The sequence below is a fragment of the Achromobacter pulmonis genome (genome assembly GCF_021733725.1).
GTDB classification, from domain to species: domain Bacteria; phylum Pseudomonadota; class Gammaproteobacteria; order Burkholderiales; family Burkholderiaceae_B; genus Achromobacter; species Achromobacter pulmonis.
This window is the reverse complement of the sequence record NZ_JAIFOT010000001.1, coordinates 266800-292278: the sequence shown is the minus strand read 5'-3', so window position 1 is coordinate 292278 and position 25479 is coordinate 266800. Positions and strand designations below refer to the sequence as shown.

The 25479-nt window shown below is 66.9% G+C and carries 18 protein-coding genes; 12 read left to right on the top strand and 6 right to left on the bottom strand.

Going from position 1 to position 25479, the window contains the following annotated elements:
• Window positions 1-14 precede the first annotated feature (14 nt).
• Window positions 15-2066: an OPT family oligopeptide transporter gene (locus K2W61_RS01365; RefSeq protein ID WP_175135604.1), complete on the top strand. Its 2052-nt coding sequence runs from the start codon at window positions 15-17 to the stop codon at window positions 2064-2066.
• A 52-nt stretch (window positions 2067-2118) separates the two neighbouring features.
• On the opposite strand, the gene K2W61_RS01360 is transcribed toward K2W61_RS01365, so the two are convergent.
• The 4 genes from K2W61_RS01360 to K2W61_RS01345 form a co-directional block, all read right to left on the bottom strand.
• Window positions 2119-3351, bottom strand: a complete 1233-nt coding sequence (locus K2W61_RS01360; RefSeq protein ID WP_175135605.1) for a M20 family metallopeptidase — start codon at window positions 3349-3351, stop codon at window positions 2119-2121.
• A 3-nt stretch (window positions 3352-3354) separates the two neighbouring features.
• Window positions 3355-5052, bottom strand: a complete 1698-nt coding sequence (locus K2W61_RS01355) for a hydantoinase/carbamoylase family amidase (RefSeq protein WP_175135606.1) — start codon at window positions 5050-5052, stop codon at window positions 3355-3357.
• Window positions 5053-5063: 11 nt separating this feature from the next.
• Window positions 5064-6008, bottom strand: a complete 945-nt coding sequence (puuE, locus tag K2W61_RS01350) for an allantoinase PuuE (protein WP_175135611.1) — start codon at window positions 6006-6008, stop codon at window positions 5064-5066.
• 233 nt (window positions 6009-6241) lie between these two features.
• Window positions 6242-7258: a 1-aminocyclopropane-1-carboxylate deaminase gene (locus K2W61_RS01345; protein WP_175135607.1), complete on the bottom strand. Its 1017-nt coding sequence runs from the start codon at window positions 7256-7258 to the stop codon at window positions 6242-6244.
• Window positions 7259-7450: 192 nt separating this feature from the next.
• Here K2W61_RS01345 and K2W61_RS01340 point away from each other — a divergent pair, with 192 nt between their 5' ends.
• From K2W61_RS01340 to K2W61_RS01295, 10 genes are all read left to right on the top strand, one after another.
• A complete protein-coding gene (locus tag K2W61_RS01340; protein WP_175135608.1) occupies window positions 7451-7921 on the top strand; it encodes an Lrp/AsnC family transcriptional regulator in 471 nt (156 codons plus the stop codon).
• A gap of 329 nt (window positions 7922-8250) precedes the next feature.
• The gene (locus K2W61_RS01335; RefSeq protein ID WP_175135609.1) at window positions 8251-11118 is read left to right on the top strand and encodes a 2-oxoglutarate dehydrogenase E1 component; all 2868 of its coding nucleotides are present in this window, start codon (window positions 8251-8253) and stop codon (window positions 11116-11118) included.
• 102 nt (window positions 11119-11220) lie between these two features.
• Window positions 11221-12453 (top strand): 2-oxoglutarate dehydrogenase complex dihydrolipoyllysine-residue succinyltransferase, encoded by a 1233-nt coding sequence (odhB, locus tag K2W61_RS01330; RefSeq protein ID WP_236754967.1) that lies wholly within the window; start codon window positions 11221-11223, stop codon window positions 12451-12453.
• A gap of 120 nt (window positions 12454-12573) precedes the next feature.
• Window positions 12574-14001 (top strand): dihydrolipoyl dehydrogenase, encoded by a 1428-nt coding sequence (gene lpdA / locus K2W61_RS01325; protein WP_175134894.1) that lies wholly within the window; start codon window positions 12574-12576, stop codon window positions 13999-14001.
• Between the two features lie 76 nt (window positions 14002-14077).
• The gene (gene zapE / locus K2W61_RS01320) at window positions 14078-15169 is read left to right on the top strand and encodes a cell division protein ZapE (RefSeq protein WP_175134895.1); all 1092 of its coding nucleotides are present in this window, start codon (window positions 14078-14080) and stop codon (window positions 15167-15169) included.
• A gap of 201 nt (window positions 15170-15370) precedes the next feature.
• Complete coding sequence (locus K2W61_RS01315) at window positions 15371-16003, top strand: DUF4198 domain-containing protein (protein WP_175134896.1); 633 nt, start codon at window positions 15371-15373, stop codon at window positions 16001-16003.
• Between the two features lie 23 nt (window positions 16004-16026).
• Window positions 16027-16308, top strand: coding sequence for a DUF3649 domain-containing protein (locus K2W61_RS01310; protein ID WP_175134897.1), 282 nt, complete (start codon window positions 16027-16029; stop codon window positions 16306-16308).
• Window positions 16305-17927, top strand: a complete 1623-nt coding sequence (locus K2W61_RS01305; protein ID WP_175134898.1) for a PepSY-associated TM helix domain-containing protein — start codon at window positions 16305-16307, stop codon at window positions 17925-17927. The genes K2W61_RS01310 and K2W61_RS01305 overlap by 4 nt, the downstream gene beginning before the upstream one ends.
• A gap of 6 nt (window positions 17928-17933) precedes the next feature.
• Window positions 17934-18257 carry a DUF3325 domain-containing protein gene (locus tag K2W61_RS01300; RefSeq protein WP_175134899.1) on the top strand — a complete coding sequence of 108 codons (324 nt, stop codon included), beginning with the start codon at window positions 17934-17936 and terminating at the stop codon, window positions 18255-18257.
• A gap of 142 nt (window positions 18258-18399) precedes the next feature.
• Window positions 18400-19752 carry a tryptophan--tRNA ligase gene (locus K2W61_RS01295; RefSeq protein WP_175134900.1) on the top strand — a complete coding sequence of 451 codons (1353 nt, stop codon included), beginning with the start codon at window positions 18400-18402 and terminating at the stop codon, window positions 19750-19752.
• A gap of 150 nt (window positions 19753-19902) precedes the next feature.
• Here the strand turns inward: K2W61_RS01295 and tex are convergent, their stop codons facing one another.
• Window positions 19903-22275: an RNA-binding transcriptional accessory protein Tex gene (tex, locus tag K2W61_RS01290; protein ID WP_175134901.1), complete on the bottom strand. Its 2373-nt coding sequence runs from the start codon at window positions 22273-22275 to the stop codon at window positions 19903-19905.
• Window positions 22276-22504: 229 nt separating this feature from the next.
• Here tex and K2W61_RS01285 point away from each other — a divergent pair, with 229 nt between their 5' ends.
• The gene (locus K2W61_RS01285) at window positions 22505-24592 is read left to right on the top strand and encodes a DNA repair helicase YoaA (protein ID WP_175134902.1); all 2088 of its coding nucleotides are present in this window, start codon (window positions 22505-22507) and stop codon (window positions 24590-24592) included.
• Between the two features lie 96 nt (window positions 24593-24688).
• On the opposite strand, the gene K2W61_RS01280 is transcribed toward K2W61_RS01285, so the two are convergent.
• Window positions 24689-25477 carry an outer membrane protein assembly factor BamD gene (locus tag K2W61_RS01280; RefSeq protein ID WP_175134903.1) on the bottom strand — a complete coding sequence of 263 codons (789 nt, stop codon included), beginning with the start codon at window positions 25475-25477 and terminating at the stop codon, window positions 24689-24691.
• Between the last annotated feature and the right edge of the window lie 2 nt (window positions 25478-25479).

Sequence of the window (25479 nt, the reverse complement as noted above, 5' to 3'; positions counted from 1 at the left end):
AAAGGGAGACTTCAATGACTCAACCTACCCGCGTCCCGGCGGAAGTCACGCTACCGGAACTGACGTTCCGCGGCGTGCTGCTGGGCGCAGTGATCACCGTCATCTTCACCGCCTCCAATGTGTTCCTGGGGCTCAAGGTCGGCCTGACCTTTTCGTCGGCGATCCCGGCGGCGGTAATTTCGATGTCGGTGTTGCGGCTGTTCAAGGACGCCAACATCCTCGAAAACAACATGGTGCAGACGCAGGCCTCGGCGGCCGGCACGCTGTCCGCCATCATTTTCATCCTGCCTGCCCTGGTCATGATGGGCCACTGGCAGGGCTTTCCATTCTGGCAGACGCTGGGCATCTGCGCGGCTGGCGGCATGCTCGGCGTGATGTTCACGATTCCGCTGCGCCATGTGATGGTCGTGCAGAGCGACCTGCCGTATCCCGAAGGCGTGGCGGCGGCCGAGATCCTGCGGGTCGGCAGCGCCGAGCGCGCCCAGGACGCGGCCGAGGAGGCGGGGCGGGCGCCGTCCAAACCGGCCGCTACCGGCATGGGTGACATCGTCAGCGGCGGCGTGGTGGCGGCGGCGGTCAGTTTTGCCGCCAGCGGCCTGCGCGTGCTGGGCGATGGCGTCAGCGGCTGGTTCTCGCTGGGCGGCGCGGTGTTCCGGCTGCCGATGGGCTTTTCGCTGGCGCTGTTGGGGGCCGGCTATCTGATCGGCATTGTGGCGGGCCTGGCCATGCTGACCGGGCTGGTGATCGCGTGGGGCATCGCAGTGCCGATCCTGACCTCGATGGCCGACATGCCCGCCGGCATGTCGCTGGCGAAGTTTGCCACCGGGCTGTGGTCGTCGCAGGTGCGCTTCATCGGCGCCGGCGTGATCGGCGTCGGCGCCATCTGGACCCTGGCGACGCTGTTCTTGCCGATGGCGCGCGGCGTCAAGGCCTCGTTCGCTGCGCTCTCCCGGGCCGGCGCGGCGCATGCCGGCAAGGCGCCGCGCACCGAGCGCGATCTGTCGGCCGGCTGGATCTCGGTCGTCACGCTGGTGCTGGTGGCGGTGCTGGTGATCACTTTCCAGGTATTCCTGGCGGATGCGCCGCTGTCGGCCGCGGCCATCTGGAAGCTGGTGGCGTACGCGGTCCTGTTCGCCTTCGTGTTCGGCTTCCTGGTGGCGGCGGCCTGCGGCTACATGGCTGGCCTGGTGGGCACGTCGACCAGCCCCATCTCGGGCGTCGGCATCGTCGCCATCGTGCTGGTGTCGCTGTTGATGCTGGTGCTGGGCGGTGAGCTGCTGGCGACGCAGAACGGCGTGCAGATGACGATCGCGCTGGCGATCTTCAGCACCTCGGCGGTGGTGGCGGTGGCTTCGATCTCCAACGACAACCTGCAGGACCTGAAGACCGGCTGGCTGGTCGGCGCAACGCCGTGGCGCCAGCAGGTGGCGCTGCTGATCGGCTGCGTGCTGGGCGCGGCGGTGATTTCGCCGGTGCTGGATCTGCTGTACAACGCCTACGGTTTCGCCGACGCCATGCCACGCGAGGGCATGGACCCGTCCCAGGCACTGTCGGCGCCGCAGGCCACGCTGATGCTGGCGATCGCGCGCGGCATCTTCACCCATCAGTTGAACTGGACCATGATCCTGATCGGCATGGCGGTGGGCGTGGGCCTGATCGTGGTCGACGAGATCCTCAAGCGCACCTGCAAGGTGGCCCGCGTTCCGGTGCTGGCCGTGGGCATCGGCATCTATCTGCCGCCGACCGTGGCGGCGCCGATCGTGGTGGGCGCGCTGCTGGCCTGGATGCTGGAGCGGGCGCTGCGCCGCCGGGCGGCGGCGGCGGGCAAGGATCATGCGACGTTCGCCGAGGCCGCCAACCGGCGCGGCGTGCTGATCGCCTCTGGCCTGATCGTGGGCGAGAGCCTGGTGGGCGTGGTGATGGCGGCCATCATCGGCGCCGCCGGCACCGATGCGCCGCTGGCGATCGCGGGCGAGGAATTCGCGCGCACTGCCTCGTTCCTGGGGCTGGCGGTGTTCGCGCTGGTGGCGGTGCTGTTCTGGCGCCGCGTGATGCGGCTGGCGTAGCATCGCCGCGGTTCGGTCACAGGGCATGGCGCGTGGACGCCATGCCCTGTTTTCATGCCGGCTGCAGCAGGTCGGCCAGGGTGCGGGCGATGACCTTGGTGGCGCGCCGCAGGTCTTCCAGCACGACGCGTTCATCGTTGCGCTTGGCGTGCGATTCCAGCACGGTGCGCGGGCCAGCGCCGTAGATCACGCCGGGGATGCCCGCTTCGGCATACAGGCGCACGTCGGTATACAGCGGCGTGCCCATGGCGGGGATGGGCTCGCCGAACAGCTCCTGGCCGTGCTTGCGCAGGGCATCGACCAGCGGCTGGTTGCCAGGCAGCGGTCGCATGGCGTTGGCCAGCAGCAGGCGCTTGATCTCGACACGAATGCCGGGCATGGCGGCCGCGGCTTCTCCTATGATGCGGCGGATGTCGGCCTCGACCTCGGCCGCGTTTTCTTCCGGGATCATGCGCCGGTCGAGTTTGAACACCACCTTGCCGGGCACCACGTTGGTGTTGGTGCCGCCTTCGATGCGGCCGATGTTCAGGTAGGGGTGGCTGATGCCTTCGACCTGCGAGGTGATCTCGCGGTAGCGCGCGTTCTGTGCATACAGCGCGTTCATGATGGCGACCGCGCCTTGCAGCGCGTCCACGCCGGTGGCGGGGATGGCGGCGTGCGCCATCTTGCCATGCACGGTGACCTCCATCTGCAGGCAGCCGTTGTGCGCCGTCACCACTTCATAGCTGAAGCCGGCGGCGATGAGCAGGTCGGGTTTCGTCAGCCCCTGGCGCAGCAGCCAGCCCGGCCCCAGCAGGCCGCCGAATTCCTCGTCGTAGGTGAAGTGCAGCTCGACCGCGCCCTGGCGCGGACGGGCCACCGCCTCCAGGGCGCGCAGCGCGAAAGTGAAGCTGGCGAAATCGCTCTTGCTGACCGCGGCGGCGCGGCCGTACAGGCTGCCGTCAACGATCTCGGCGCCATAGGGATCGTGTTCCCAGCCATCGCCTGGCGGCACCACGTCGCCGTGGGCGTTGAGCGCCACGCGCCGGCCGCCGGCGCCGTATTCGCGGCGCACGATCAGGTTGGTGATGGACTCCATGCCATAGGCGCGCACGTCGTCGGCGGGCACGGGGTGAGACTCGGCCGCAAGGCCGAAACCTTGCAGCAGTTCGGCGGTGCGCACGGCGTGCGGGGCGTTGTTGCCCGGCGGCGTGTCGGTCGGCACGCGCACCAGTTCCTGCAGGAAGCGCACTTCTTCATCGAAGTGGGCGTCCACCCAGGCGTCGAGTCGGGCGTAATCGGTCATGGTTCAGCTCGTTGCTTCGTTGGCGAGATCGTCAAGCAGCCGCTGCATCGCCTGGGCGGCCAGCTGCATGTCGTGGTTGGTGGTGGATTCAAGCGGATTGTGGCTGATGCCGGCGTTTTGGCCGCGCACGAACAGCATGGCCTGGGGCATGACCTCGTGCAGCTTCATGGCATCGTGGCCGGCGCCGCTGGGCATGCGGTGGACCGGCACGCCCTGTGCCTGCACCGCGCGTTCCCAGCGCTGTTGCCAGGCCGGCGCGCTGGGCGCGGCGGCGGCGCGCATGGTTTCCTCGAGCGTGTAGCGCAGGCCGCGGCGCTGGCAGATCGCTTCGAGTTCGGCCAGCACGTCGGTGGCCAGCGCGTCGCGCTGCGCATCGCTGGGCGCGCGCAGGTCGAGGCTGAAGCGGCATTCGCCGGGCACCACGTTGATCGAGCCATTGGGCACTTCCAGCATGCCGACGGTGCCGACCGAGTCGCCGTCGCGCGCGGCGCGGCCCTCGACGAACACGATCAGCTCGGCCGCGGCCACGGCGGCGTCGCGGCGCCGGTCCATCGGCGTGGTGCCGGCGTGGCAGGCGGTGCCGTGGATCCGCGCCCGGTAGCGCACGCAGCCGTTGATGGAAGTGACCACGCCGAGCGGCAGGCCCATCTCATTGAGCACGGGCCCCTGTTCAATGTGCACCTCGACGAAGCCCAGATAGCGGGTCGGGTCGCGCTTGAGCTTGGGGATATCGTCGACGCACAGCCCCGCGTGCGCCATCGCTTCGCGCATGCTGATGCCGTCGGCATCCTGCTGTTCCAGCCAGCGCGGCTGGAAGTCGCCGATCAGCGCGCCGGAGCCAAGGAAGGTGGCGGGATAGCGCTGGCCTTCCTCCTCGGAGAAACCGATCACTTCGATCGCGTAGGGCAGGCGCCGGCCCTGGCGGTGCAGCGCGCGCACGCAGGCCATCGGCACGAAGATGCCGAGGCGGCCATCGTACTTGCCGGCGTTGCGCACCGTGTCGTAGTGGCTGCCGCTCATCAGGATCGGCGCGTCGGCGCGGGCCGCGTGGTAGCGGCCGACCACGTTGCCGACTGCGTCGATGCCGACTTCGTCGAAGCCGCAATCGCGCATCCAATGCGAGATGCGCTGCGCGCAGGCACGGTGCGCGTCCGTCAGGTAGGTGACGGTGAGCTGGCCGTTCTCGGCATAGCCGGGGTCGCTGTGCGCGCTGAGTTTCTCCTGCCAGTCCCAGATGTCGTTGCCCAGGTCGGGCTCGACGCCGAAGCGTTCGTACAGCCGCACTTCGGCATCGCGGTGCAACTGACGCAGGGCCTCGCGGCGTTCGTCATCTTGCGCGTTGTGCTGGCGGCGTTCGAGGGCCTGGGCCCATTGGCCGTCTTGCGGTCCGGCGCCGCGCGGGCCGTAGTGGGACAGGATGAAGGGAAAGCCGAAGCGCGCGGCATAGTCGGCGGCCCGCGCGGCATCCGCCCCGGCGCCGGGCGTGGGGGCGGGTTGGGCGCGCAGCAAGGCCAATTGCGTGGCGGCGTCGGTCTCGTCCACCGCGCGCTGCAAGGCCAACTGCAGCTGGGCCACGCTGAGCATCGGCCGTGCCCGCACGGCCTGCTCGGCGGCCCAGGGCGCGTGCGGATACAGGTCGGCCAGCATGGCGGCCGCGTCTTGCGGCGTGGCGTCATTGAATTGGGCGAGGGTGTGGGCCATGGTTGCGCCGTTCAGGAAGCGGGTTGATAGGGATGGCGCGCCCGCCAATGCCGGGCGATGTCGAGCCGGCGGCAGACCCAGACGCGGTCGTGGCGCGCGATGTGATCCAGGAAGCGTTGCAGCGCGACGATGCGGCCGGGCCGGCCGAGCAGGCGGCAATGCATGCCGATACTGAGCATTTTGGGCGCCTCGTCGCCTTCGGCGTAGAGCGCGTCGAAACTGTCCCTGAGATACTGGAAGAAGGGGGCGGCGTGCGAATAACCCTGCGGCAGCGCGAAGCGCATGTCGTTGCAGTCCAGCGTGTAGGGCACGATCAGTTGCGGCGCCACGCTGCCGTCGCTCTTTTGCACGCGCATCCAGAACGGCAGGTCGTCGCCGTAGTAGTCGCTGTCGTATTCGAAGCCGCCATAGTCCGCCACCAAGCGGCGCGTGCGCGGGCTGTCGCGGCCGGTATACCAGCCCAGCGGGCGGGTCCCGGTCAGTTGCGCGATGGCCTCCATGCCCAGGCGCAGGTGTTCGCGTTCGGTGGCTTCGTCCACGTTCTGGTAGTGCACCCAGCGCCAGCCATGGCAGGCGATTTCGTGGTCCATTTCGACCAGCGCCGCGGCCAGTTCGGGATGGCGTTGCAAGGCCATCCCGACCGCGAACACCGTCAGCGGCAGGCCGCGCTTTTCGAATTCGCGCAGGATGCGCCAGACGCCGACGCGCGAGCCATATTCGTAGATGCCCTCCATGCTCAGGTGGCGGTCCGGGTAGCAGGCCGGGTTGAACATTTCAGACAGGAATTGTTCTGAACCGGCATCGCCATGCAGCACGCAGTTCTCGCCGCCTTCTTCGTAATTGAGCACAAACTGCACCGCGATGCGGGCGCCGCCGGGCCATTGCGCATGCGGCGGGTTGCGGCCGTAGCCGATCAGGTCGCGGGGGTAGGGGCGGGTGGTGTCGTAGGTGCTCATGGCGGGGCGGGCGTGGACATCGTGCATGACACGATAAGGTAAACCGCGTTTCCTGTATACAATTTATGTACATCATTAGTGATGACCCTAATGCGCAGGTCAATGCCGATGCCAAGGGCCATGAAGCGATCGTCCCGCCGGCAAGCGCTGCGGGCGGGACGTCGGGGACACCCGGAAACAGAGGGGGTCAGCGCAGGTCGCCGCAAGGCCAGCCGCTGACGCCGTAGCCGCTGTCAGCCGTTGCGGTAGAGAAAGCTGTAGGCGTTGATCGCCGGTACCCCCCCGAGATGTGCGTACAGCACCCGCGAGCCGGCGGGGATTTCCCCGCGCCGCACGATGTCCATCATGCCCTGCATCGACTTACCCTCGTAGACCGGGTCCGTCATCATGCCTTCGAGACGGGCGCACAGGCGGATGGCCTCGTTGGTCTCGGCCGAGGGCAGGCCGTAGGCCGGATAGGCGTAGCGCGTGTCCAGCACCACGTCACTGTCGCTGATCGGGCGTTGCAAGCCCACCATGTCGGCGGTGCGCCGCGCGATGCGCAGGATCTGCGCGCGAGTCTGGTCGGGCGTGGCCGAGGCGTCGATGCCGATCACCCGGTCGGCGCGGCCATCGGCGGCAAAGCCCACCACCATGCCGGCCTGGGTGCTGCCGGTGACGGCGCAGACCACGATGTAGTCGAACTTGAAGCCCAGTTCGGCCTCCTGGCGCCGCACTTCCTCGGCGAAGCCCACATAGCCCAGCCCGCCTAGTTCATGGTCGGAAGCGCCGGCCGGGATCGCATAGGGCTTGCCGCCGCGCTTGCGCACGTCTTCCAGCGCTTCTTCCCAACTGCGGCGGAAGCCGATGTCGAAGCCCTGATCGACCAGGCGCACGTCGGCGCCCATCAGCCGGCTCATCATGATGTTGCCGACCCGGTCGTAGACCGCATCCGAATAGTCCACCCAATTTTCCTGCACCAGCACGCAGGCCAGGCCGAGCTTGGCGGCCACGGCCGCCACCATGCGGGTGTGATTGGACTGGATGCCGCCGATGGTGACGAGTGTGTCGCAACCCTGTTCCAGCGCCTGGGGAATCAGGTATTCCAGTTTGCGCAGCTTGTTGCCGCCGAACGCCAGGCCGCTGTTGCAGTCCTCGCGCTTGGCGTAAATCTCCACGTTGCCGCCGAGGTGGGCGGAGAGGCGTTCGAGCTTCTCGATGGGGGTGTCGCCAAAGGTCAGGCGATGGCGGGGAAAGCGTTGCAGATCCATGCGGGCTCCTGAGGGGAAGGGTCCGGGCTGATGGCGCCGCGGGTGGGAAAATCATAGGAACCGGCCGGATTGCTGGTCAATTGCGTATTTTTTCAGTCAAGGCATTTTTAATGGCTTGGAGTTTCTATTTTTTTAATTAATATTGAGGATAAGAAGATAAACACAAAATTAAATTTTATAGGGACGTATTGAATGGCCGCCATCGCCGGACTGGATCGTATCGACCGCCAGATCCTGCGCCTGTTGCAGCAGGATGCCCAGATCACCAACCTGGACCTGAGCGCGCGGGTGCACCTCAGCCCCGCGGCCTGCCTGCGGCGGGTCGAGAAGCTCAAGGCCGAGGGCATCATCAGGAAGACCGTGGCGCTGCTCGAACCGGCCGAGGTCGAGATGGCCACGCTGGTGATCGTGGGCGTGGTGCTGGATCGTTCCACGCCGGATTCCTTCACCGACTTCGAGCAGGCCGCGCGCGGCATCAGCGGCTGCCTCGAATGCCACCTGGTGGCGGGCGAGTTCGACTACTTCCTGATGCTGCGCATCCGCGACCTGGAACGCTTCAACAAGTTGCACGCGGGAGAGATCATCAAGCTGCCCGGGGTGCGCCAGATCCGCACTTTTTTCGTGTTGAAAGAGATCCTGTCGACCACCGCATTGCCGCTGTGACGCGGCTATTGCACAACACCTGCTGCACTTGCCAGAAAAAATGCCGCGCTGCGGCATTTTTTGTTGGCGGAATTTGCGGGCGTGTAGACGGCGTAATTGCAGGGGTTGCACGGACATTCCAACACCGCATGAAACCATTCCTGGCGCGCTTTTGCGTCACGCAATCGCAAGAAGACGCCCATAAACTCAAAGGGTTATACTTTCATGCATACGGCTTTCAAGGCTTGTACGCGCCTTCTGCCCCTGCTATCCGCTAAACGGGAAGCCCGTGTCGCGGAAGGTTTTCCTGCATCGTAATCGAGTGAAGCACTCGTAAAGGTGAAGCGATTATGTCTTCGGAAATAGAATCCCTATCCACGTCTTACTTGTTTGGGGGAAATGCCCCCTACGTCGAAGAGCTTTACGAAGCCTACCTCGACAACCCCGGTTCGGTACCTGACAACTGGCGCGAATACTTCGACCAGTTGCAGCACGCTCCCGCCACCGACGGCCAGGAATCCACCCGCGACCAGGCCCACGCTCCCATCGTCGAATCGTTCGCCCAGCGCGCCAAGGCCAATGCCTTCGTGCAGCGCTCCGCCGAACCCGACCTGAGCGTCGCCTCCAAGCAGGTCTCGGTGCAGTCGCTGATCGCCGCCTACCGCTCGCTCGGTTCGCGTTGGGCCGACCTGGACCCGCTCAAGCGCCAGGAACGTCCCCCGATCCCCGAGCTCGACCCGTCTTTCTACGGCCTGACCGAAGCCGATCTCGATCAGACCTACTCGGCCACCAACACGTACTTCACGACCGCCAGCACCATGACGCTGCGCGACATCCTGAAGGCGCTGCGCGACACCTACTGCCGCAGCATCGGGGCCGAATTCACGCATATCTCCGACCCCGCCGCCAAGCGCTGGATCCAGGAACGCCTGGAAACCACGCTGGGCGCGCCGACCTACACGGCCGAGGAAAAGCGCCACATCCTGCAGCAGCTGACCGAGTCCGAAGGCCTCGAGCGCTTCCTGCACACCAAGTACGTCGGCCAGAAGCGCTTCTCGCTGGAAGGCGGCGAGAGCTTCATCGCCTCGATGGACGAAGTGGTCAACCACGCCGGTGAAAACGGCGTCCAGGAAATCGTGGTCGGCATGGCCCACCGCGGCCGCCTGAACCTGCTCGTGAACATCATGGGCAAGATGCCCGGCGACCTGTTCGCCGAGTTCGAAGGCAAGCACGCCGAAGGCCTGACCGACGGCGACGTGAAGTATCACAACGGCTTCTCGAGCGACCTGTCGACCCGTGGCGGTCCGGTGCACCTGTCGCTGGCGTTCAACCCGTCCCACCTGGAAATCGTCAACCCCGTGGTCGAAGGCAGCGTGCGCGCTCGCCAGGAACGCCGCGGCGATGCCGAAGGCAAGCAAGTGCTGCCGGTGCTGGTGCACGGCGATGCGGCGTTCGCCGGCCAGGGTGTGGTGATGGAAACCCTGAACCTGGCCCAGACCCGCGGCTACGGCACGGGCGGCACGCTGCACATCGTCATCAACAACCAGATCGGCTTCACTACGTCCGACCCGCGCGACTCGCGTTCGACGCTGTATTGCACCGACGTGGTCAAGATGATCGAAGCACCGGTGTTCCACGTCAACGGCGACGATCCCGAAGCCGTGGTGTTCGTGACCAAGCTGGCGCTGGACTACCGCCTGCAGTTCCGCCACGACATCGTGGTCGACATCGTCTGCTTCCGCAAGCTGGGCCACAACGAACAGGACACCCCGTCGCTGACGCAGCCCCTGATGTACAAGCGCATCGGCCACCATCCCGGCACGCGCAAGCTGTACGCCGACAAGCTGACCACGCAAGGCGTGCTGGCCGAAGGCGAAGCCGACCAGCTGGTCAAGGACTACCGCCAGCTGATGGAAGACGGCCAGCGCACCATCGAGCCGGTGCTGACCGACTACAAGAGCAAGTACGCCATCGACTGGTCGCCGTTCCTGGGCGCCAAGTGGACCGACCAGGCCGACACCGCCGTGCCGCTGGCCGAACTCAAGCGCATCGGCGAGCGCATCACCACGGTGCCGGAAGGCTTCACGGTGCACCCGCTGGTGGCCAAGCTGCTCAACGACCGCCGCACCATGGCCAAGGGCGAGATGAACCTGGACTGGGGCATGGGCGAACACCTCGCCTTCGCCACTCTGGTTTCGTCGGGCTACGCCATCCGCATCACCGGCCAGGACTCGGGCCGCGGCACGTTCACGCACCGCCATGCCGTGCTGCACGACCAGAACCGCGAGCGCTGGAACGACGGCACCTACATTCCGCTGCAGAACGTCTCGGAAGGCCAGGCCCCGTTCACCGTGATCGACTCGGTGCTGTCCGAAGAGGCCGTGCTGGGCTTCGAATACGGCTACTCGAGCGCCGAACCCAACACCCTGACCATCTGGGAAGGCCAGTTCGGTGACTTCGTCAACGGCGCCCAGGTCGTGATCGACCAGTTCATCAGCTCCGGCGAAGCCAAGTGGGGCCGCCAGTCGGGCCTGACCCTGATGCTGCCGCACGGCTACGAAGGCCAGGGCCCCGAGCACTCGTCGGGCCGCATCGAGCGCTTCCTGCAGCTGTGCGCCGACAACAACATGCAAGTGATCCAGCCGACTTCGGCCTCGCAGATCTTCCATGTGCTGCGCCGCCAGATGATCCGCCCGTTCCGCAAGCCGCTGGTGCTGTTCACGCCCAAGTCGCTGCTGCGCAACAAGGACGCGGGTTCGCCCCTGACCGACCTGGCCGGCGGCAGCTTCCGCCCGGTGATCGGCGAGGTCGACGAGGCCATCGACGCCGCCAAGGTCAAGCGCGTGCTGGCTTGCTCGGGCAAGGTCTACTACGATCTGGTCAATGCCCGCCGTGAACGTGGCGCCGACAACGTCGCCATCCTGCGCGTCGAGCAGTTGTACCCGTTCGCGCACAAGGCCTTCGAGGCCGAGCTGCGCAAGTACCCGAAGGCCACGGAAGTGATCTGGGTCCAGGACGAGCCGCAGAACCAGGGCCCGTGGTTCTACGTTCAGCATCACGTGTACGAGAACATGGTCGAAGGCCAGAAGCTGGGCTACGCTGGCCGCGCCGCGTCGGCATCGCCGGCGGTGGGCTACCTGGCCAAGCACCAGGAGCAGCAAAAGGCGCTGATCGAAGCGGCTTTCGCGCCCAAGTTCAAGGCCATGCTGACCAAGTAACCCAACCCGATGCACGCGCGGCGTGCGGCAAGTTGCGAAAACCGTTTTCGAACTTTGCCCGCGCCGCGCGGTCCAGAACACATACTTTACGGAACAAACAAAATGGCTATCACCGACGTCGTCGTCCCCCAACTCTCCGAATCCGTTTCCGAAGCGACCCTGCTGACCTGGAAGAAGCAACCCGGCGCAGCCGTCGAGGCGGATGAAATCCTGATCGAAGTCGAAACCGACAAGGTCGTGCTGGAAGTGCCGGCGCCTGCTTCGGGCGTCCTGGCTGAAATCGTCAAGGGCGATGGCAGCACCGTGACCTCGGGCGAAGTCCTGGCGCGTATCGACACCGCCGCCAAGGCCGCGGCCGCGCCGGCCACCGCCCCGGCCGCCGAAGCGCCCAAGGCCGCCGCGCAAGCCGCCGCCGCCCCGGCCGCGCCCGCCTCGACCGCCGCCGCCGGCGTGGCCTCGCCCGCCGCCGCCAAGATCCTCGCCGAGAAGGGCGTGGACGCCGCCAGCGTCACCGGCACCGGCCGTGACGGCCGCGTCACCAAGGGCGATGCCCTGAACGCCAGCGCCCCCGCCGCCAAGGCCGCTCCGGCCAAGGCCGCCGCCGCCCCGGCCCCGACCACGCTGTCGCTGGATGGCCGTCCGGAACAGCGCGTGCCGATGAGCCGCCTGCGCGCCCGCATCGCCGAGCGCCTGCTGCAATCGCAACAGGAAAACGCGATCCTGACCACGTTCAACGAAGTGAACATGCAAGCGGTCATCGATCTGCGCAACAAGTACAAGGACAAGTTCGATAAGGAACACGGCATCAAGCTGGGCTTCATGTCGTTCTTCGTCAAGGCCGCGGTTGCCGCGCTGAAGAAGTTCCCGCTGATCAACGCCTCGATCGACGGCAAGGACATCATCTACCACGGTTACTTCGACATCGGTATCGCTGTCGGCAGCCCGCGCGGCCTGGTGGTGCCGATCCTGCGCAACGCCGACCAACTGTCCATCGCTGAAATCGAAAAGACCATCGCCGACTTCGGCCGCCGCGCCGCCGACGGCAAGCTGGGCATCGAAGAGATGACCGGCGGCACGTTCTCGATCTCCAACGGCGGCGTGTTCGGCTCGATGCTGTCGACCCCGATCATCAACCCGCCGCAATCGGCCATCCTGGGCGTGCACGCCACCAAGGAACGCGCCGTGGTGGAAAACGGCCAGATCGTCATCCGCCCGATGAACTACCTGGCCCTGTCCTACGACCACCGCATCATCGACGGCCGCGAAGCCGTGCTGGGCCTGGTCGCCATGAAGGACGCCCTGGAAGATCCGCAGCGCCTGTTGCTGGACCTGTAATCTCGGCGCCCTGAGCCCGGCGTCCGCGCGACCTGTGTGTCGGCGGCGCCCGGCCGGCCTGCCGGGCCGGCATGCGTGGGCCGGGGCGAGTTCCACACCCTCCTCATTCGCGAGAACACTATGTCCAAACAATTCGACGTCGTCGTCATCGGCGCGGGCCCCGGCGGCTACATCGCCGCCATCCGCGCCGCGCAGCTCGGCATGTCGGTGGCCTGCATCGACGCCTGGCAGAACGGCCAGGGCGGCCCGGCACCCGGCGGCACCTGCACCAACGTCGGCTGCATCCCGTCCAAGGCGCTGCTGCAATCGTCCGAGCATTACGAGCAAGCCAACCACCACTTCGCCGAGCACGGTATCGAAGTCAAGGGCGTCAGCCTGAAGCTCGACACGCTGATCGGCCGCAAGAACACGGTGGTCAAGCAGAACAACGACGGCATCCTGTACCTGTTCAAGAAGAACAAGGTCACCTTCTTCCATGGCAAGGGCGCCTTCGCCGGCCAGGTCGAGGGCGGCTGGGCCATCAAGGTCACCGGCACCGCCGAGGAAGACCTGGTTGCCAAGCACGTGGTGGTCGCCACCGGTTCGTCGGCGCGCGAGCTGCCTGGCCTGCCGTTCGATGAAAAGGTCGTGCTGTCCAACGACGGCGCGCTGAACATCGGCGCCGTGCCGAAGACGCTGGGCGTGATCGGCGCCGGCGTGATCGGCCTGGAAATGGGCAGCGTGTGGCGCCGTCTGGGTGCCGAAGTCACCATCCTGGAAGCGATGCCGGAGTTCCTGGCCGCCGCCGACCAGCAGGTGGCCAAGGAAGCCCTGAAAGCCTTCACCAAGCAAGGCCTGAACATCCAGATGGGCGTCAAGATCGGCGAGATCAAGGCGACCGCCAAGTCCGTCACCGTGCCCTACGTCGACGCCAAGGGCGCCGAGCAGAAGCTGGTGGTGGACAAGCTGATCGTCTCGATCGGCCGCGTGCCCTACACCGGCGGCCTGAACGCCGACGCCGTGGGCCTGAAGCTCGACGAGCGTGGCTTCATCGCCGTGGACGGCGACTGCAAGACCAACCTGCCCAACGTCTGGGCGGTGGGCGACGTGGTGCGCGGCCCGATGCTGGCACACAAGGCCGAGGAAGAAGGTGTGGCGGTTGCCGAGCGCATCGCCGGCCAGCACGGCCATGTCAACTTCGACACCGTGCCGTGGGTGATCTACACCTCGCCGGAAATCGCCTGGGTCGGCAAGACCGAGCAGCAGCTCAAGGCCGAAGGCCGCGAGTACAAGGCCGGCAGCTTCCCGTTCCTGGCCAATGGCCGCGCCCGCGCCCTGGGCGACACCACCGGCTTCGCCAAGGTGATCGCCGATGCCAAGACCGATGAGGTCCTGGGCGTGCACATCGTCGGCCCGATGGCCTCGGAACTGATCTCGGAAGCCGTGACCATCATGGAATTCCGCGGCGCGGCCGAGGACATCGCGCGCATCTGCCACGCGCATCCGACGCTGTCGGAAGCCGTGAAGGAAGCCGCCCTGGCCGTTGACAAGCGTGCCCTGAACTTCTGATCCGCCACGTTGCGGCTCTGTCAAAGGGGGCGGGTTCTCGGACCCGCCCTTTTTTTCATTTGTCTGTGTCCTCTCCATGAACGTCCGCGAATACTACGAACACGCCCTGGCCGAGCGCGGCTACAAGCCCGACGACGCCCAGAAGCAGGCGATCGACCGGCTGCAGCGCTATTACGACGAGTGGGTCAAGTTCAAGGCCATGCGCTCGAATGCCCTCAAGAAGCTGTTGAACCGGCCCGACGTGCCGCGCGGCGTGTACCTGTGGGGCGGGGTGGGGCGCGGCAAAAGTTTCCTGATGGACGCCTTTTATGCCACCGTGCCGGTGGTGCGCAAGACGCGCCTGCACTTTCACGAGTTCATGCGTGGCGTGCACCGCGAACTGGAAGAAGTGAAGGGCATGCAGGACCCGCTGGACGAGGTCGCCAGGCGCGTGGCCAAGCGGTACCGCCTGATCTGCTTCGACGAATTCCATGTATCGGACGTGGCGGACGCGATGATCCTGCATCGTCTGCTGTTCAAGTTGTTCGAGTACGGAACCTCGTTCGTCATGACCTCCAATTACGAGCCGTCCACGTTGTATCCAGACGGCCTGCACCGCGACCGTGTGTTGCCTGCGATCCAGCTGATCCAGGCACGCATGGACGTGATGAATGTGGATGCCGGTATCGACTACCGTCGTCGTTCGCTCGAGCAGGTGCAGTGCTATCACACGCCGCTCGGCGAGCCGGCGCGGCAGGCCTTGCAGCAGGCCTTCGATACCCTGGCCGATACGCCGCCGCAGGAACCGGTGCTGCACATCGAGCATCGCGAGATTCGTGCCCTGGCGCTGGCCGGCTCGGTGGTGTGGTTCGATTTCGCCACGCTCTGCGGCGGTCCGCGTTCCCAGAACGATTACCTGGAGCTGGCCAACCGTTTCCATGCGGTGATCCTGTCCGGCGTGCCGCGCATGGGGCCGCGCCAGGCGTCCGAGGCGCGCCGCTTCACCTGGCTGATCGACGTGTTCTACGACCATCGCGTCAAGCTGATCATGTCGGCCGAGTGCGAACCGGAAGAGATTTATACCGAAGGCGCCCTGGCCAATGAGTTCCATCGTACCGTCTCGCGCATTCTGGAGATGCAGTCGCGCGAATATCTGGAATCCGAACGCCGTCTGACGGTATCGCTGTAGCGTGATTGCGGCGCGTCGATCGCGACGCGCCGCCTCCTGCCTGTTGCCGCGGTCACCGCGGACGATGTGCGCATGTGGCGCGGAATATGCAAACCAAGGCGTATTCTTTATCGTAGTGAGAATGGTTATAATTCATGACCGTTTGATCGGCTTGCGTCGCGGGGCGGCGCCGGATCGGCACTCACAACAGGAAAATCGACAATGAATTTCGCAAGGACTTTGGCGGCCATCGCACTGCTGGGCAGCGCCGGCGCGGCGCAAGCGCACTTCGTCTGGCTCGAGCGGGCCGGACAGGGCCCGGTAAAAGCGTACTTCGGCGAATGGGCGGACGATCTGCGCGAAAAGCAAGATGGCCTGCTGGGCAAGGTCCTGACGGCGCCGGAGGTGACCGGCGCCGATGGCAAGACGTACAAGGCGTCGGCCAAGGGAGCGGATTTCGTCGAGTTCGCCGCCAGCGGCAAGAGCGACGTGCGCCTGTCGCAGCCGATCCAGTTCAAGGACACGCTGATGCGCTACGGCGCCAAGGCCGGCCGCGCGGATACCCAGGGCCGGCTCGACCTGGAACTGGTGCCGGCTGCCGCGGGCAGCAATACCTTCGTGCTGCAGTTCAAGGGCCAGCCGCTGGCCAAGACCGAAGTCACCGTGTTCGGCCCGCCAAAGTGGGAAAAGCGCTTGCGCAGCGATGAGAACGGCCGCATCGAGATCTCCACGCCATGGCCGGGCCAGTACGTGCTGGAAACCGCCCATGTCGAGGATCAGGCCGGCGAGGCCGATGGCAAGGCCTACACCAGGATCCGCTACGTTTCCACCCTGACCTTCAACGTGACCAAGTGAAAGCTCCCGCAGCCGGCGCAGGCATGATGCGCTACCGTCTGGCCGTGGCCTCCCGGGCCCTGGCCGCCATCCTGGGCGGCTACGGCCTGGCCTCGGCGGCCTCGGCCTGCCTGGCCGTCTGGCTCCCGATGCAACGCGCCGACGCCGTCGTCACGGCGCAGATGTCGGCCTTTGTGCTCTACGCCTGCGGCGTCATCTGGGTGTTCGCCACTCGCAACGCCTGGCGCGCCTGGGCCGGCATCCTGTCGCCGGCGGCGCTGTTCGGCGGCCTGTTCCTGATCGGCCGCATGGTGGGGGGCGCATGAAACCCAACACCGGAAAAGCGCAAGGCGAAGAGGGCCTGCGCCAATCCATGTCATGGTTGCATACCTGGTCGGGCTTGATCTTCGGCTGGGTGCTGTTCGCAATGTTCCTGACCGGCACGCTGTCCTTCTTCCGTCCCGAGATCACCCGCTGGATGCAGCCCGAGATCCAGGTGCAGGCCGCGCCCACGCTCGAATCCGTCGCGCTGGCGCAGCGCTATCTGACCGACCATGCACCCGACGCCAAGCGCTGGTTCATTACGCCGCCCTCCGAGCGCGAGCCGCTGATCCAGCTGCTGTACCAGGAACCGAAGCCCAAGCCGGGTGAGCGCGGCTTCGTGCGCGTCAAGCTCGATCCGCACAGCGGACAGGCCGTCGAGGGGCGCGCGACGCGCGGCGGCGACTTCTTCTACCGGTTCCATTTCGAGCTCGAGATGGCGTTCCCGTGGGGGCGCTGGCTCGCCAGCATCGCCGGCATGTTCATGCTGGTGGCGATCATCAGCGGCATCATCACGCACAAGAAGATCTTCGCCGACTTCTTCACGTTCCGTCCGAAGAAGGGCGGCCAGCGGGCCTGGATGGACGGCCACAATGCGCTGTCGGTGCTGGGCCTGCCGTTCCACCTGATGATCACCTTCAGCGGCCTTGTGCTGTTCGCGAGCATGCTGATGCCGGCGGGCATCCTGGCGGCGTACGAGAACCCGCGTCAATATACCGAGGACATGTTTCCGGGGGTCAAGGTCACGCCGCCACGCCACCAGCCGGCGCCGCTGATCGCGATCGCGCCGCTGGTGGCGCAGATGGAACAACGCTGGCAGGGTCGGATCGGCCGCATCACGGTCAACAACCCGGGCGACGCCGGCGCCACCGTCACCCTGACGCGCAATGCCGCGGATGGCGTGTCGTACGGCCGGCTCTCGCCCTATGCCCGGTTCGACGGGGTGACGGGCGCTCTCCTGGCAGGGCAGGACGCGCTGAGCCCGACCGTGCGCACCGCCGGCGTGATCGTCGGCCTGCACCTCGGGCTGTTCGCCGAACCGCTGTTGCGCTGGTTCTATTTCCTGGTCAGCCTGGCGGGCACCGGCATGGTCGGTTCCGGCCTGGTGCTGTGGATCGCCAAACGCCGCCAGAAGGCGCGTCCCGGGGCGCGCGAGGCCTTTTCGCTGCGTCTGGTGGACGGCTTGAACGCCGGCACCATCGCCGGCCTGTTCATCGCCATTGCCGCGTTCTTCTGGGCCAACCGGCTGGTGCCGGCCGACCTGCCCGGGCGGGCCCTGTGGGAAGTGCGCGCGTTCTTCACCGCTTGGGGGCTGTCGCTGGCCTACGCCTTCGCGTTCCCCAAGCGCAAGTGGCAGGACCTGTTGACGCTGGCCGCCGCATCGCTGGCGCTGGTGCCCGTGGTCAACGCACTCACGACTGCGCGCCACCTGGGGGTGTCGTTGCCCGCCGGCGATTGGGTCATGGCCGGCTTCGACCTGAGCTGCCTGGCCGGCGCGCTGCTGCTGGGCTGGATGGCACGGAAGGCGGCCCGGGCGCGCAATGCCCCGGCCAAGAAGAGCGCGGCCAGGACGCCGGCGCGGGCCGCGCCGCCTGCCCCTTCCGAAGCCTATGGACCGAGGTGATATGCCATGACGCTTGCCGCCTTCTGCCTGGCCTATGCGGGGTTCTCCGCGCTGTGCCTGGGCATGGACCGACACTACGAAGACCTGTTCGATCGTGCCTTGCCACGCCGCCATCGCGTGCCGTTGCGCGCCTTCGGCTGGCTGGCGCTATCGCTGTCGCTGTGCGCCTCGGCCGCCGTCTGGGGCTGGAGCTACGGCACCGTCGAATGGATCGGCATCCTCAGCATCGCCGGCCTCTTGCTGATCTGGTTCCTGACGTTCCGGCCGCGCGCCGCGTTGACGGCGGGCGGGCTGTGCGCGGTGGCCGCGCCGTTGCTGGCGGTCCTGTAGTCGCGTCGCGTCCATGGCGCCGGGGCCGGCCGGTACGGGCCGCCGCCGCGTCCGGGGCGGCCCGCTGCCAGCGCGCGTCATCCGGACGCCCCGCGCGGCACGTTACACTGGGCGTTTCCCCAAGCAAACGCCTTCTTCGTCCATGAACACCCGCGTCCTCACTGGCATTACCACCTCCGGAACTCCCCACCTCGGCAACTACGCTGGCGCGATCCGCCCGGCGGTCCATGCCAGCACGCAGCCGGGTGTCGACGCGTTTTTCTTCCTGGCCGATTATCACGCGCTGATCAAGTGCGACGACCCGGCCCGCGTGGCCCGCTCGCGGCTCGAAATCGCCGCCACCTGGCTGGCGGTGGGGCTGGATCCCGAACGCGTGACCTTTTACCGCCAGTCCGACATCCCGGAAATTCCCGAGCTCAGCTGGCTGCTGACCTGCGTCACGGCCAAGGGCCTGATGAACCGCGCGCACGCCTACAAGGCGTCGGTCGACCAGAACACGGCCAAGGGCGTGGACCCCGATGACGGCGTGACCATGGGCCTGTTCTCTTACCCGATCCTGATGGCCGCCGACATCGTGATGTTCAATGCCAACAAGGTGCCGGTCGGTCGTGACCAGATCCAGCATCTGGAAATGGCGCGCGACATTGCCCAGCGCTTCAATCATCTGTATGGCCGTGACTACTTCACGCTGCCCGAGGTCGCCATCGAAGAGGACGTGGCCACCTTGCCAGGCCTGGACGGCCGCAAGATGTCCAAGAGCTACAACAACACCATTCCGTTGTTCGAGGGCGGCGCCAAGGCGTTGCGCGCCGCGATCATGCGCATCGTCACCGATTCGCGCGAACCGGGCGAGCCCAAGGACGCCGAGGGCTCGCACCTGTACACGATCTACCGCGCCTTTGCCACGCACGAACAGGCCGCGGCGTTCCGCAAGCAGCTCGAGGAAGGTCTGGGCTGGGGCGAGGCCAAGCACGCGCTCTACGATCACCTGGAGAGCCTGCTGGCGCCGATGCGCGAACGCTACTTCGATTTGATGGCCAACCCCGGCCGCATCGAGGACGTGTTGCAGGCTGGCGCCGCCAAGGCGCGCAAGCTGGCTGTGCCGATGATGCGCGAGCTGCGCGAGGCCGTGGGCCTGCGCAACCTGAACGCGCAGGCGCCGGGCAAGCAGGCGCAGGCCAGGAAGGAAAAGGGCAAGGGCGCGCGCTTCGTCAGCTTCCGCGACGAAGAGGGCGGCTTCCGCTTCCGCCTGCTGGCCGCCGATGGCGAGGAATTGCTGCTTTCGCAGCGCTTTGCCGACCCCAAGGAAGCCGGCGCGCTGATGCGCCGGCTGCAGTCGGAAGCGCCCGACGCGCTGCTGCAAGCCACCGCTCAGGGCGTGGCGGCGGTGCTCGACGGGGTGGCTGTGGCGACCGCGCCCGCTGGCGCCCAGGGCGACGCGCAGGCGCAGTTGGCCAAGGCGAGCGAGGCCCTGGCCTCGATGTCGCAGGATTGAAATGACGCGGGCGGCGCGGGCGCGCCGCCTGTCAGCGTGGCAGGATTGCCCGGCCGTCAGGCCGGGCGTGCGCCGCCGTCAGCCCCCCGCAGCGCGGACGAGACGTCCATCGCGCAGTGGGAAGCGCCGAGGGCGGCCAGGAGAAGCGGATCAGCGCTTGAGCTTGGCGAAGGCGTCGGCCATGGCGCTGTTCATGGCGCCGCCGCCGCCACCGCGGCCGCTGTCAGCTTGCGGACGGCGGCCTGGGCGATCGCCGCCCTTGGGGGCGTCGGCGCCGCGCCGCGCGGGCACGGCGGCGTCGTTCATGCGCATGGTCAGGGCCACGCGCTTGCGCGCCACGTCCACTTCCAGCACTTTCACGCTGACGGTCTGGCCCACGCGCACGACGTCACGCGGATCCTTCACGAATTTCTCGGCCAGCGCCGAGATATGCACCAGGCCGTCCTGGTGCACGCCGATGTCGACGAACGCGCCGAAGTTGGCCACGTTGGTCACCACGCCTTCGAGCACCATGCCCGGGTACAGGTCGTTGAGCGTCTCGACGCCTTCCTTGAATTGCGCGGTCTTGAACTCGGGGCGCGGATCGCGGCCCGGCTTTTCCAGTTCGGCGAAGATGTCGCGTACCGTGGGCAGGCCGAAGCGTTCATCGGTGAAGTCCGACGGCGACACGCCCTTGAGGGCGTCACGCTGGCCAATGATCTGCTTCACTTCGGCCTTGATCCGGGCGACGATGCGCTCGACCACCGGATAGGCTTCCGGGTGCACCGACGAGGCATCCAGCGGGTTGTCGCCATTGGGGATGCGCAGGAAGCCGGCCGCCTGCTCGAAAGCCTTGTCGCCGAAGCGCGGCACCTTGCGCAGCTGTTCGCGGGTGGGGAAGGCGCCGTTCTCGTCGCGCCAGGCGACGATGTTCTTGGCCAGCAGCGAGTTCAGGCCCGACACGCGCGCCAGCAGCGCGGCCGAGGCGGTGTTGACGTCGACGCCGACCGCGTTCACGCAGTCCTCGACCACCGCGTCCAGCGAACGCGCCAGTTCGCGCTGGTTGACGTCGTGCTGATACTGGCCGACGCCGATGGCCTTGGGATCGATCTTGACCAGTTCGGCCAGCGGATCCTGCAGGCGGCGCGCGATCGACACGGCGCCGCGCAGCGTGACGTCGAGGTCGGGGAACTCCTGCGCGGCGGTCTCGGACGCCGAATACACCGACGCGCCGGCCTCGGACACGACCACGCGCGTCACCTTCAGGTCGGGGAAGCGTTCCTGCATGTCGCCCACCAGCTTCTCGCTTTCGCGCGACGCGGTGCCGTTGCCGATGGCGATCAGGTCGACCTGGTGGCGCGCCACCAGCGCGGCCAGGGTGTTGATGGTGCCTTCGCGGTCGCGGCGCGGCTCGAACGGGTAGACGGTGGTGGTATCGACCACCTTGCCGGTGCGATCGATCACCGCCACCTTGCAGCCCGTGCGGATGCCGGGGTCCAGGCCCAGCACGGCCTTGGGGCCGGCCGGCGCGGCCAGCAGCAGATCCTTCAGGTTGGCGGCGAACACGCGGATGGCTTCGGCTTCGGCGGTTTCGCGCAGGCGGCCGATCAGCTCGCTTTCGAAGGCCGTCACCAGCTTGACGCGCCAGGTCCAGCGGCAGACTTCGCCGAGCCAGCGCGAGCGTGGCGAGGCATCGAGCGCGAACAGGTCGTTGCCCAGTTTGAGGATGCTGGCCACGCGCGCCACGCAGGGGTGCGGCAGTTGCGCCTCGAGTTCGCTTTCCAGGCCCAGGCGGATGTCCAGCACGCCTTGCTGGCGGCCGCGCAGCAGCGCCAGGATGCGATGCGATGGCAGCGTGCGCAGCGGTTCGTTGAAGTCGAACCAGTCGCGGAAGTTGGCGCCTTCGGTTTCCTTGCCGTCGACCATCTTGGAATACAGATAGCCGGTGGACCAGAGGTGCTCGCGCATGTCGGCCAGCAGGTCGGCGTTTTCGGCGTAGCGTTCCGCCAGGATGTCGCGTGCCCCGTCCAGCGCCGCCTTGGCATCGTTGATCGAGGCTTCGGGATTCAGGTACTGCGCGGCCAGCGCGGCCGGATCGCAGGCCTTATCGGCCAGGATGGCGTCGGCCAGCGGTTCGAGGCCGGCCTCGCGGGCGATCTGGGCGCGGGTGCGGCGCTTGGGCTTGTACGGCGCGTACAAGTCTTCCAGGCGCTGCTTGGTATCGGCGCTGGCGATTTCCTGCTGTAGTTCGGGCGTCAGCTTGCCTTGCTGCGAGATCGATTCGAGGATCGCGCCACGGCGCTCTTCGAGTTCGCGCAGATACCCCAGCCGCACTTCCAGGTTGCGCAGGACGGTGTCGTCCAGGCCGCCGGTGGCTTCCTTGCGGTAGCGCGCGATGAACGGCACGGTGGCGCCGTCGTCCAGCAGTTCCACCGCGGCGGCGACTTGGGAGGCGCGGGCGCCAAGCTCGGTGGCGAGCTGGGCCACGATACGGGCATTGTCGACGCCGGCGGCGACGTTCGTGATAACGGAAGTTTCAGACATCTCGATACGACGGCAAAAAAGGAAAAACAAGGGGCGGATTGTGCCATAAGCCGTTGTTACAGAACGTGCCAGGCGGGACGGATCCGTCCCCACGGCAGGCACGATTTGCGACGCTGCAGGCGGAAAAGGGCGGCGCCAGCGGGTATCATCTGGTCCTTTCCCACCCATTTCCGTGTCTGGCGTCCCGACCGTCCATCGGCATGGTCGCTGTTGACGCTAGGCTGTTTCGATGCTGGACCTGGACATCTCCGAATTCTTCGCCGAGGACGGCCCGCTCGCGTCGGCCCTGCCTGGTTACAAGCCGCGCCCGTCGCAGGTGGAGCTGGCCCAGGCCATCGGCCAGGCCATCCAGGACCGAGCCACGCTGGTGGCCGAGGCCGGCACCGGCATCGGCAAGACCTGGGCATATCTTGTACCCGCGTTCATCCAGGGCGGCAAGGTGCTGATTTCCACCGGGACGCGCACCCTGCAGGACCAACTGTTCAGCCGCGACCTGCCGCGTGTGCGGGCGGCGCTGGCCGCGCCGGTCACGGCCGCGCTGCTCAAGGGGCGCGGCAACTATGTCTGCCATTACCACCTCGACCGCCTGCAGGGCGACGAGCGTGCGCTGAAATCGCGCTCGGAAATCCAGCAGTTGCGCCAGATCCAGGTGTTCGCCGGCATTTCCAAGAGCGGCGACCGCAGCGACCTGGCGCAGGTGCCGGAAGACGCCGATATCTGGCAGCGCGTCACCTCGACCCGTGAGAACTGCCTGGGGCAGGAATGCCCGCGTATCCGCGACTGTTTCGTGGTCAAGGCGCGCCGCCAGGCCCAGGAGGCCGATGTCGTGGTGGTCAACCACGCCCTGTTCATGGCCGACCTGGTGCTGCGTGAAGAAGGCGTCACCGACCTGCTGCCCGAGGCCGATACCGTCATCTTCGACGAAGCGCATCAACTGCCCGACACCGCCACCCGTTTCCTGGGCAGCAGCGTGTCGACCCACCAGTTGCTGGATTTCGGCCGTGCGCTGGAGGCCGCCGGCCTGGCCTATGCGCGCGAAGCGACCAAATGGAGCGACGTGGCGCGCCACGTGGAAACCGCCGCGCGCGAATTGCGCCTGGTCTGTGCGCCGCTGGACCGGCTGCCGGGCCGCAAGGCCACGTTTGACGCCATTCCCAATGCCGAGGAATTCGACGCCGCGCTGGCGGTGCTGCGCGAGGCGATTGATGCCGCCACCCATGCGCTGGGCTCGGTCGCCGAGCGCCACCCCGACCTGGTGGCCGCCGCGCGCAGCGGCGCCGAGATCGCCGTGCGCCTGAAGCGCTGGGCCACGCCCGGACGCGATGCGGGCGGCGCCGCTTTCGAGGACGAAGGCTGGGGCCGCGACGATCAGGCGCCCGCGCCCGTCGCCGCGCTCGCCGACGGCCTGGCGACGCCGGCCGCCATTCTGGAAGGCGCGGCGGCGGCAGGCGAATGGACCGGCCCGGCGGTGCGCTGGGTCGAGCATGGCCAGCATCACGTGCGCCTGCATTCGGCGCCGCTTTCGGTGGCGCAGGCGTTCTCCAAATACCGCAAGCCCGGCCAGGCCTGGATCATGACCTCGGCCACCTTGTCGGTGAATGGGGAGTTCACCCACTTCACCAGCCAGCTGGGCCTGGAGCGCGCGCGCACCGGCAAGTGGGAGTCACCGTTCGACTACCCCCAGCAGGCGCTGCTGTTCGTGCCGCGCGGCATGCCCGAGCCGCAGTCGCCGCAGTTCCTGGATCGTTTCGTGCAGACGCTGCTGCCGCTGCTGCAAGCCAGCCCGGGCGGCACCCTGGTGTTGTGCACCACGTTGCGGGCGGTCGACAAGGTGGCCAACCTGCTGGCCGATGCCTTCGACGATGGCGGCCACGATTGGCCATTGCTCAAGCAGGGCGAGGGGACGCGCCGCGACCTGCTGGACCGCTTCTGCAAGCTGACGCATCCCGTGCTGGTGGGCAGCGCCAGTTTCTGGGAAGGCATCGACCTGCCCGGTGACGTGTTGACGCTGGTGGCGATCGACAAGCTGCCGTTCGCGCCGCCCGACGATCCGGTGATCGAGGCGCGCCTGCGGGCCTGCCGCGCCCAGGGTGGCAATCCTTTCTCCGAATACCAGTTGCCCGAGGCCGCCATCTCGCTCAAGCAGGGCGCCGGCCGCCTGATCCGCACCGAGTCCGACTGGGGCGTGCTGATGGTGGGCGATGCGCGCCTGGTCGAGAAGCCCTATGGCAAGCGCCTGTGGCGCGGCCTGCCGCCATTCGCGCGCACGCGCGAACTGGAGGAAGTGCTGGCGTTCTATCGTCGCAGGCAGGCGTAGCGCCCGCGACCGCCGCCAGGGCGGCTCGCCCGCGCCCCGTGGACAAAAAAAAAACCCCTCGAGCGATCGAGGGGTTTCCCATGCGCGGAGGGAAGGTCAGTTGAACGGATTCCACCAACTCTTGTCGGCCTTCAGGCCCTTGGTCTTGAACGTGCTGTTGGGGAAGTTCTTGTCCATCACGCGTTGCGCGTCGTTCTTGAGCTCGGTCATGCCCAGCTTGCCGTAGGACTCCACCATCAGGTAGAGCGCCTCTTCGGTGGCGGGCGCGCCTTCGAAGTCGGTAATGACCGTCTGGGCGCGGTTGGCCGCGGCCACATAGGCGCCGCGTTCGAAGTAGTAGCGGGCCACGTAGACTTCGTTCATGGCGATGGTGTTGACCAGCCAGGCGACACGCTTTTCGGCGTCGGGCGTGTATTTGCTGTCCGGGTAGCGCTTGATCAGCTCGTTGAAGGCGTCATACGACGCGCGCAGGCCCTTGGGGTCGCGCTCGGCGGGGTCCTGGCCGGTGATGTTGCTCATGAAGGCGCTGGCCGGCGTGAAGTTGATCAGACCCTTCAGGTACAGCGCGTAGTCGGTGCCGGGATGGTTGGGGTAAAGCTGCTGGAAGCGGTCGATCGCGGCCAGCGCCTGTTCGTTTTCGCCGTCTTTCCAGTTGACGTAAGCCAGCTCCAGCAGGGCTTGCTGGGCATACACGCCGAAGGGGTAACGGCTTTCGATGGCGGTCAGGCGCTCGCGGGCTTCTTTCCAGCCACCCGAGGAGATTTCGGCTTTGGCGTCCGCGTAGAGCTGTTCGGCGCTCCAGTTGGTGGTCTTGTCGTACTTGCTGTTGGTCGAGCCGCAACCGGCGATCGCGATGACGGCAAATAGCGCGATAACCACGCGCAAAA

Bases quoted from the DNA above. Each gene is read 5' to 3' on its own strand.
- K2W61_RS01345 (WP_175135607.1), bottom strand. From the start codon at position 7,258: ATGGATCTGCAACGCTTTCCCCGCCATCGCCTGACCTTTGGCGACACC.
- K2W61_RS01285 (WP_175134902.1), top strand. From the start codon at position 22,505: ATGCTGGACCTGGACATCTCCGAATTCTTCGCCGAGGACGGCCCGCTC.
- K2W61_RS01335 (WP_175135609.1), top strand. From the start codon at position 8,251: ATGTCTTCGGAAATAGAATCCCTATCCACGTCTTACTTGTTTGGGGGA.
- puuE (WP_175135611.1), bottom strand. From the start codon at position 6,008: ATGAGCACCTACGACACCACCCGCCCCTACCCCCGCGACCTGATCGGC.
- K2W61_RS01365 (WP_175135604.1), top strand. From the start codon at position 15: ATGACTCAACCTACCCGCGTCCCGGCGGAAGTCACGCTACCGGAACTG.
- zapE (WP_175134895.1), top strand. From the start codon at position 14,078: ATGAACGTCCGCGAATACTACGAACACGCCCTGGCCGAGCGCGGCTAC.
- K2W61_RS01300 (WP_175134899.1), top strand. From the start codon at position 17,934: ATGACGCTTGCCGCCTTCTGCCTGGCCTATGCGGGGTTCTCCGCGCTG.
- K2W61_RS01360 (WP_175135605.1), bottom strand. From the start codon at position 3,351: ATGACCGATTACGCCCGACTCGACGCCTGGGTGGACGCCCACTTCGAT.
- tex (WP_175134901.1), bottom strand. From the start codon at position 22,275: ATGTCTGAAACTTCCGTTATCACGAACGTCGCCGCCGGCGTCGACAAT.
- K2W61_RS01310 (WP_175134897.1), top strand. From the start codon at position 16,027: ATGATGCGCTACCGTCTGGCCGTGGCCTCCCGGGCCCTGGCCGCCATC.
- K2W61_RS01295 (WP_175134900.1), top strand. From the start codon at position 18,400: ATGAACACCCGCGTCCTCACTGGCATTACCACCTCCGGAACTCCCCAC.
- K2W61_RS01355 (WP_175135606.1), bottom strand. From the start codon at position 5,052: ATGGCCCACACCCTCGCCCAATTCAATGACGCCACGCCGCAAGACGCG.
- K2W61_RS01315 (WP_175134896.1), top strand. From the start codon at position 15,371: ATGAATTTCGCAAGGACTTTGGCGGCCATCGCACTGCTGGGCAGCGCC.
- K2W61_RS01340 (WP_175135608.1), top strand. From the start codon at position 7,451: ATGGCCGCCATCGCCGGACTGGATCGTATCGACCGCCAGATCCTGCGC.
- K2W61_RS01305 (WP_175134898.1), top strand. From the start codon at position 16,305: ATGAAACCCAACACCGGAAAAGCGCAAGGCGAAGAGGGCCTGCGCCAA.
- lpdA (WP_175134894.1), top strand. From the start codon at position 12,574: ATGTCCAAACAATTCGACGTCGTCGTCATCGGCGCGGGCCCCGGCGGC.
- odhB (WP_236754967.1), top strand. From the start codon at position 11,221: ATGGCTATCACCGACGTCGTCGTCCCCCAACTCTCCGAATCCGTTTCC.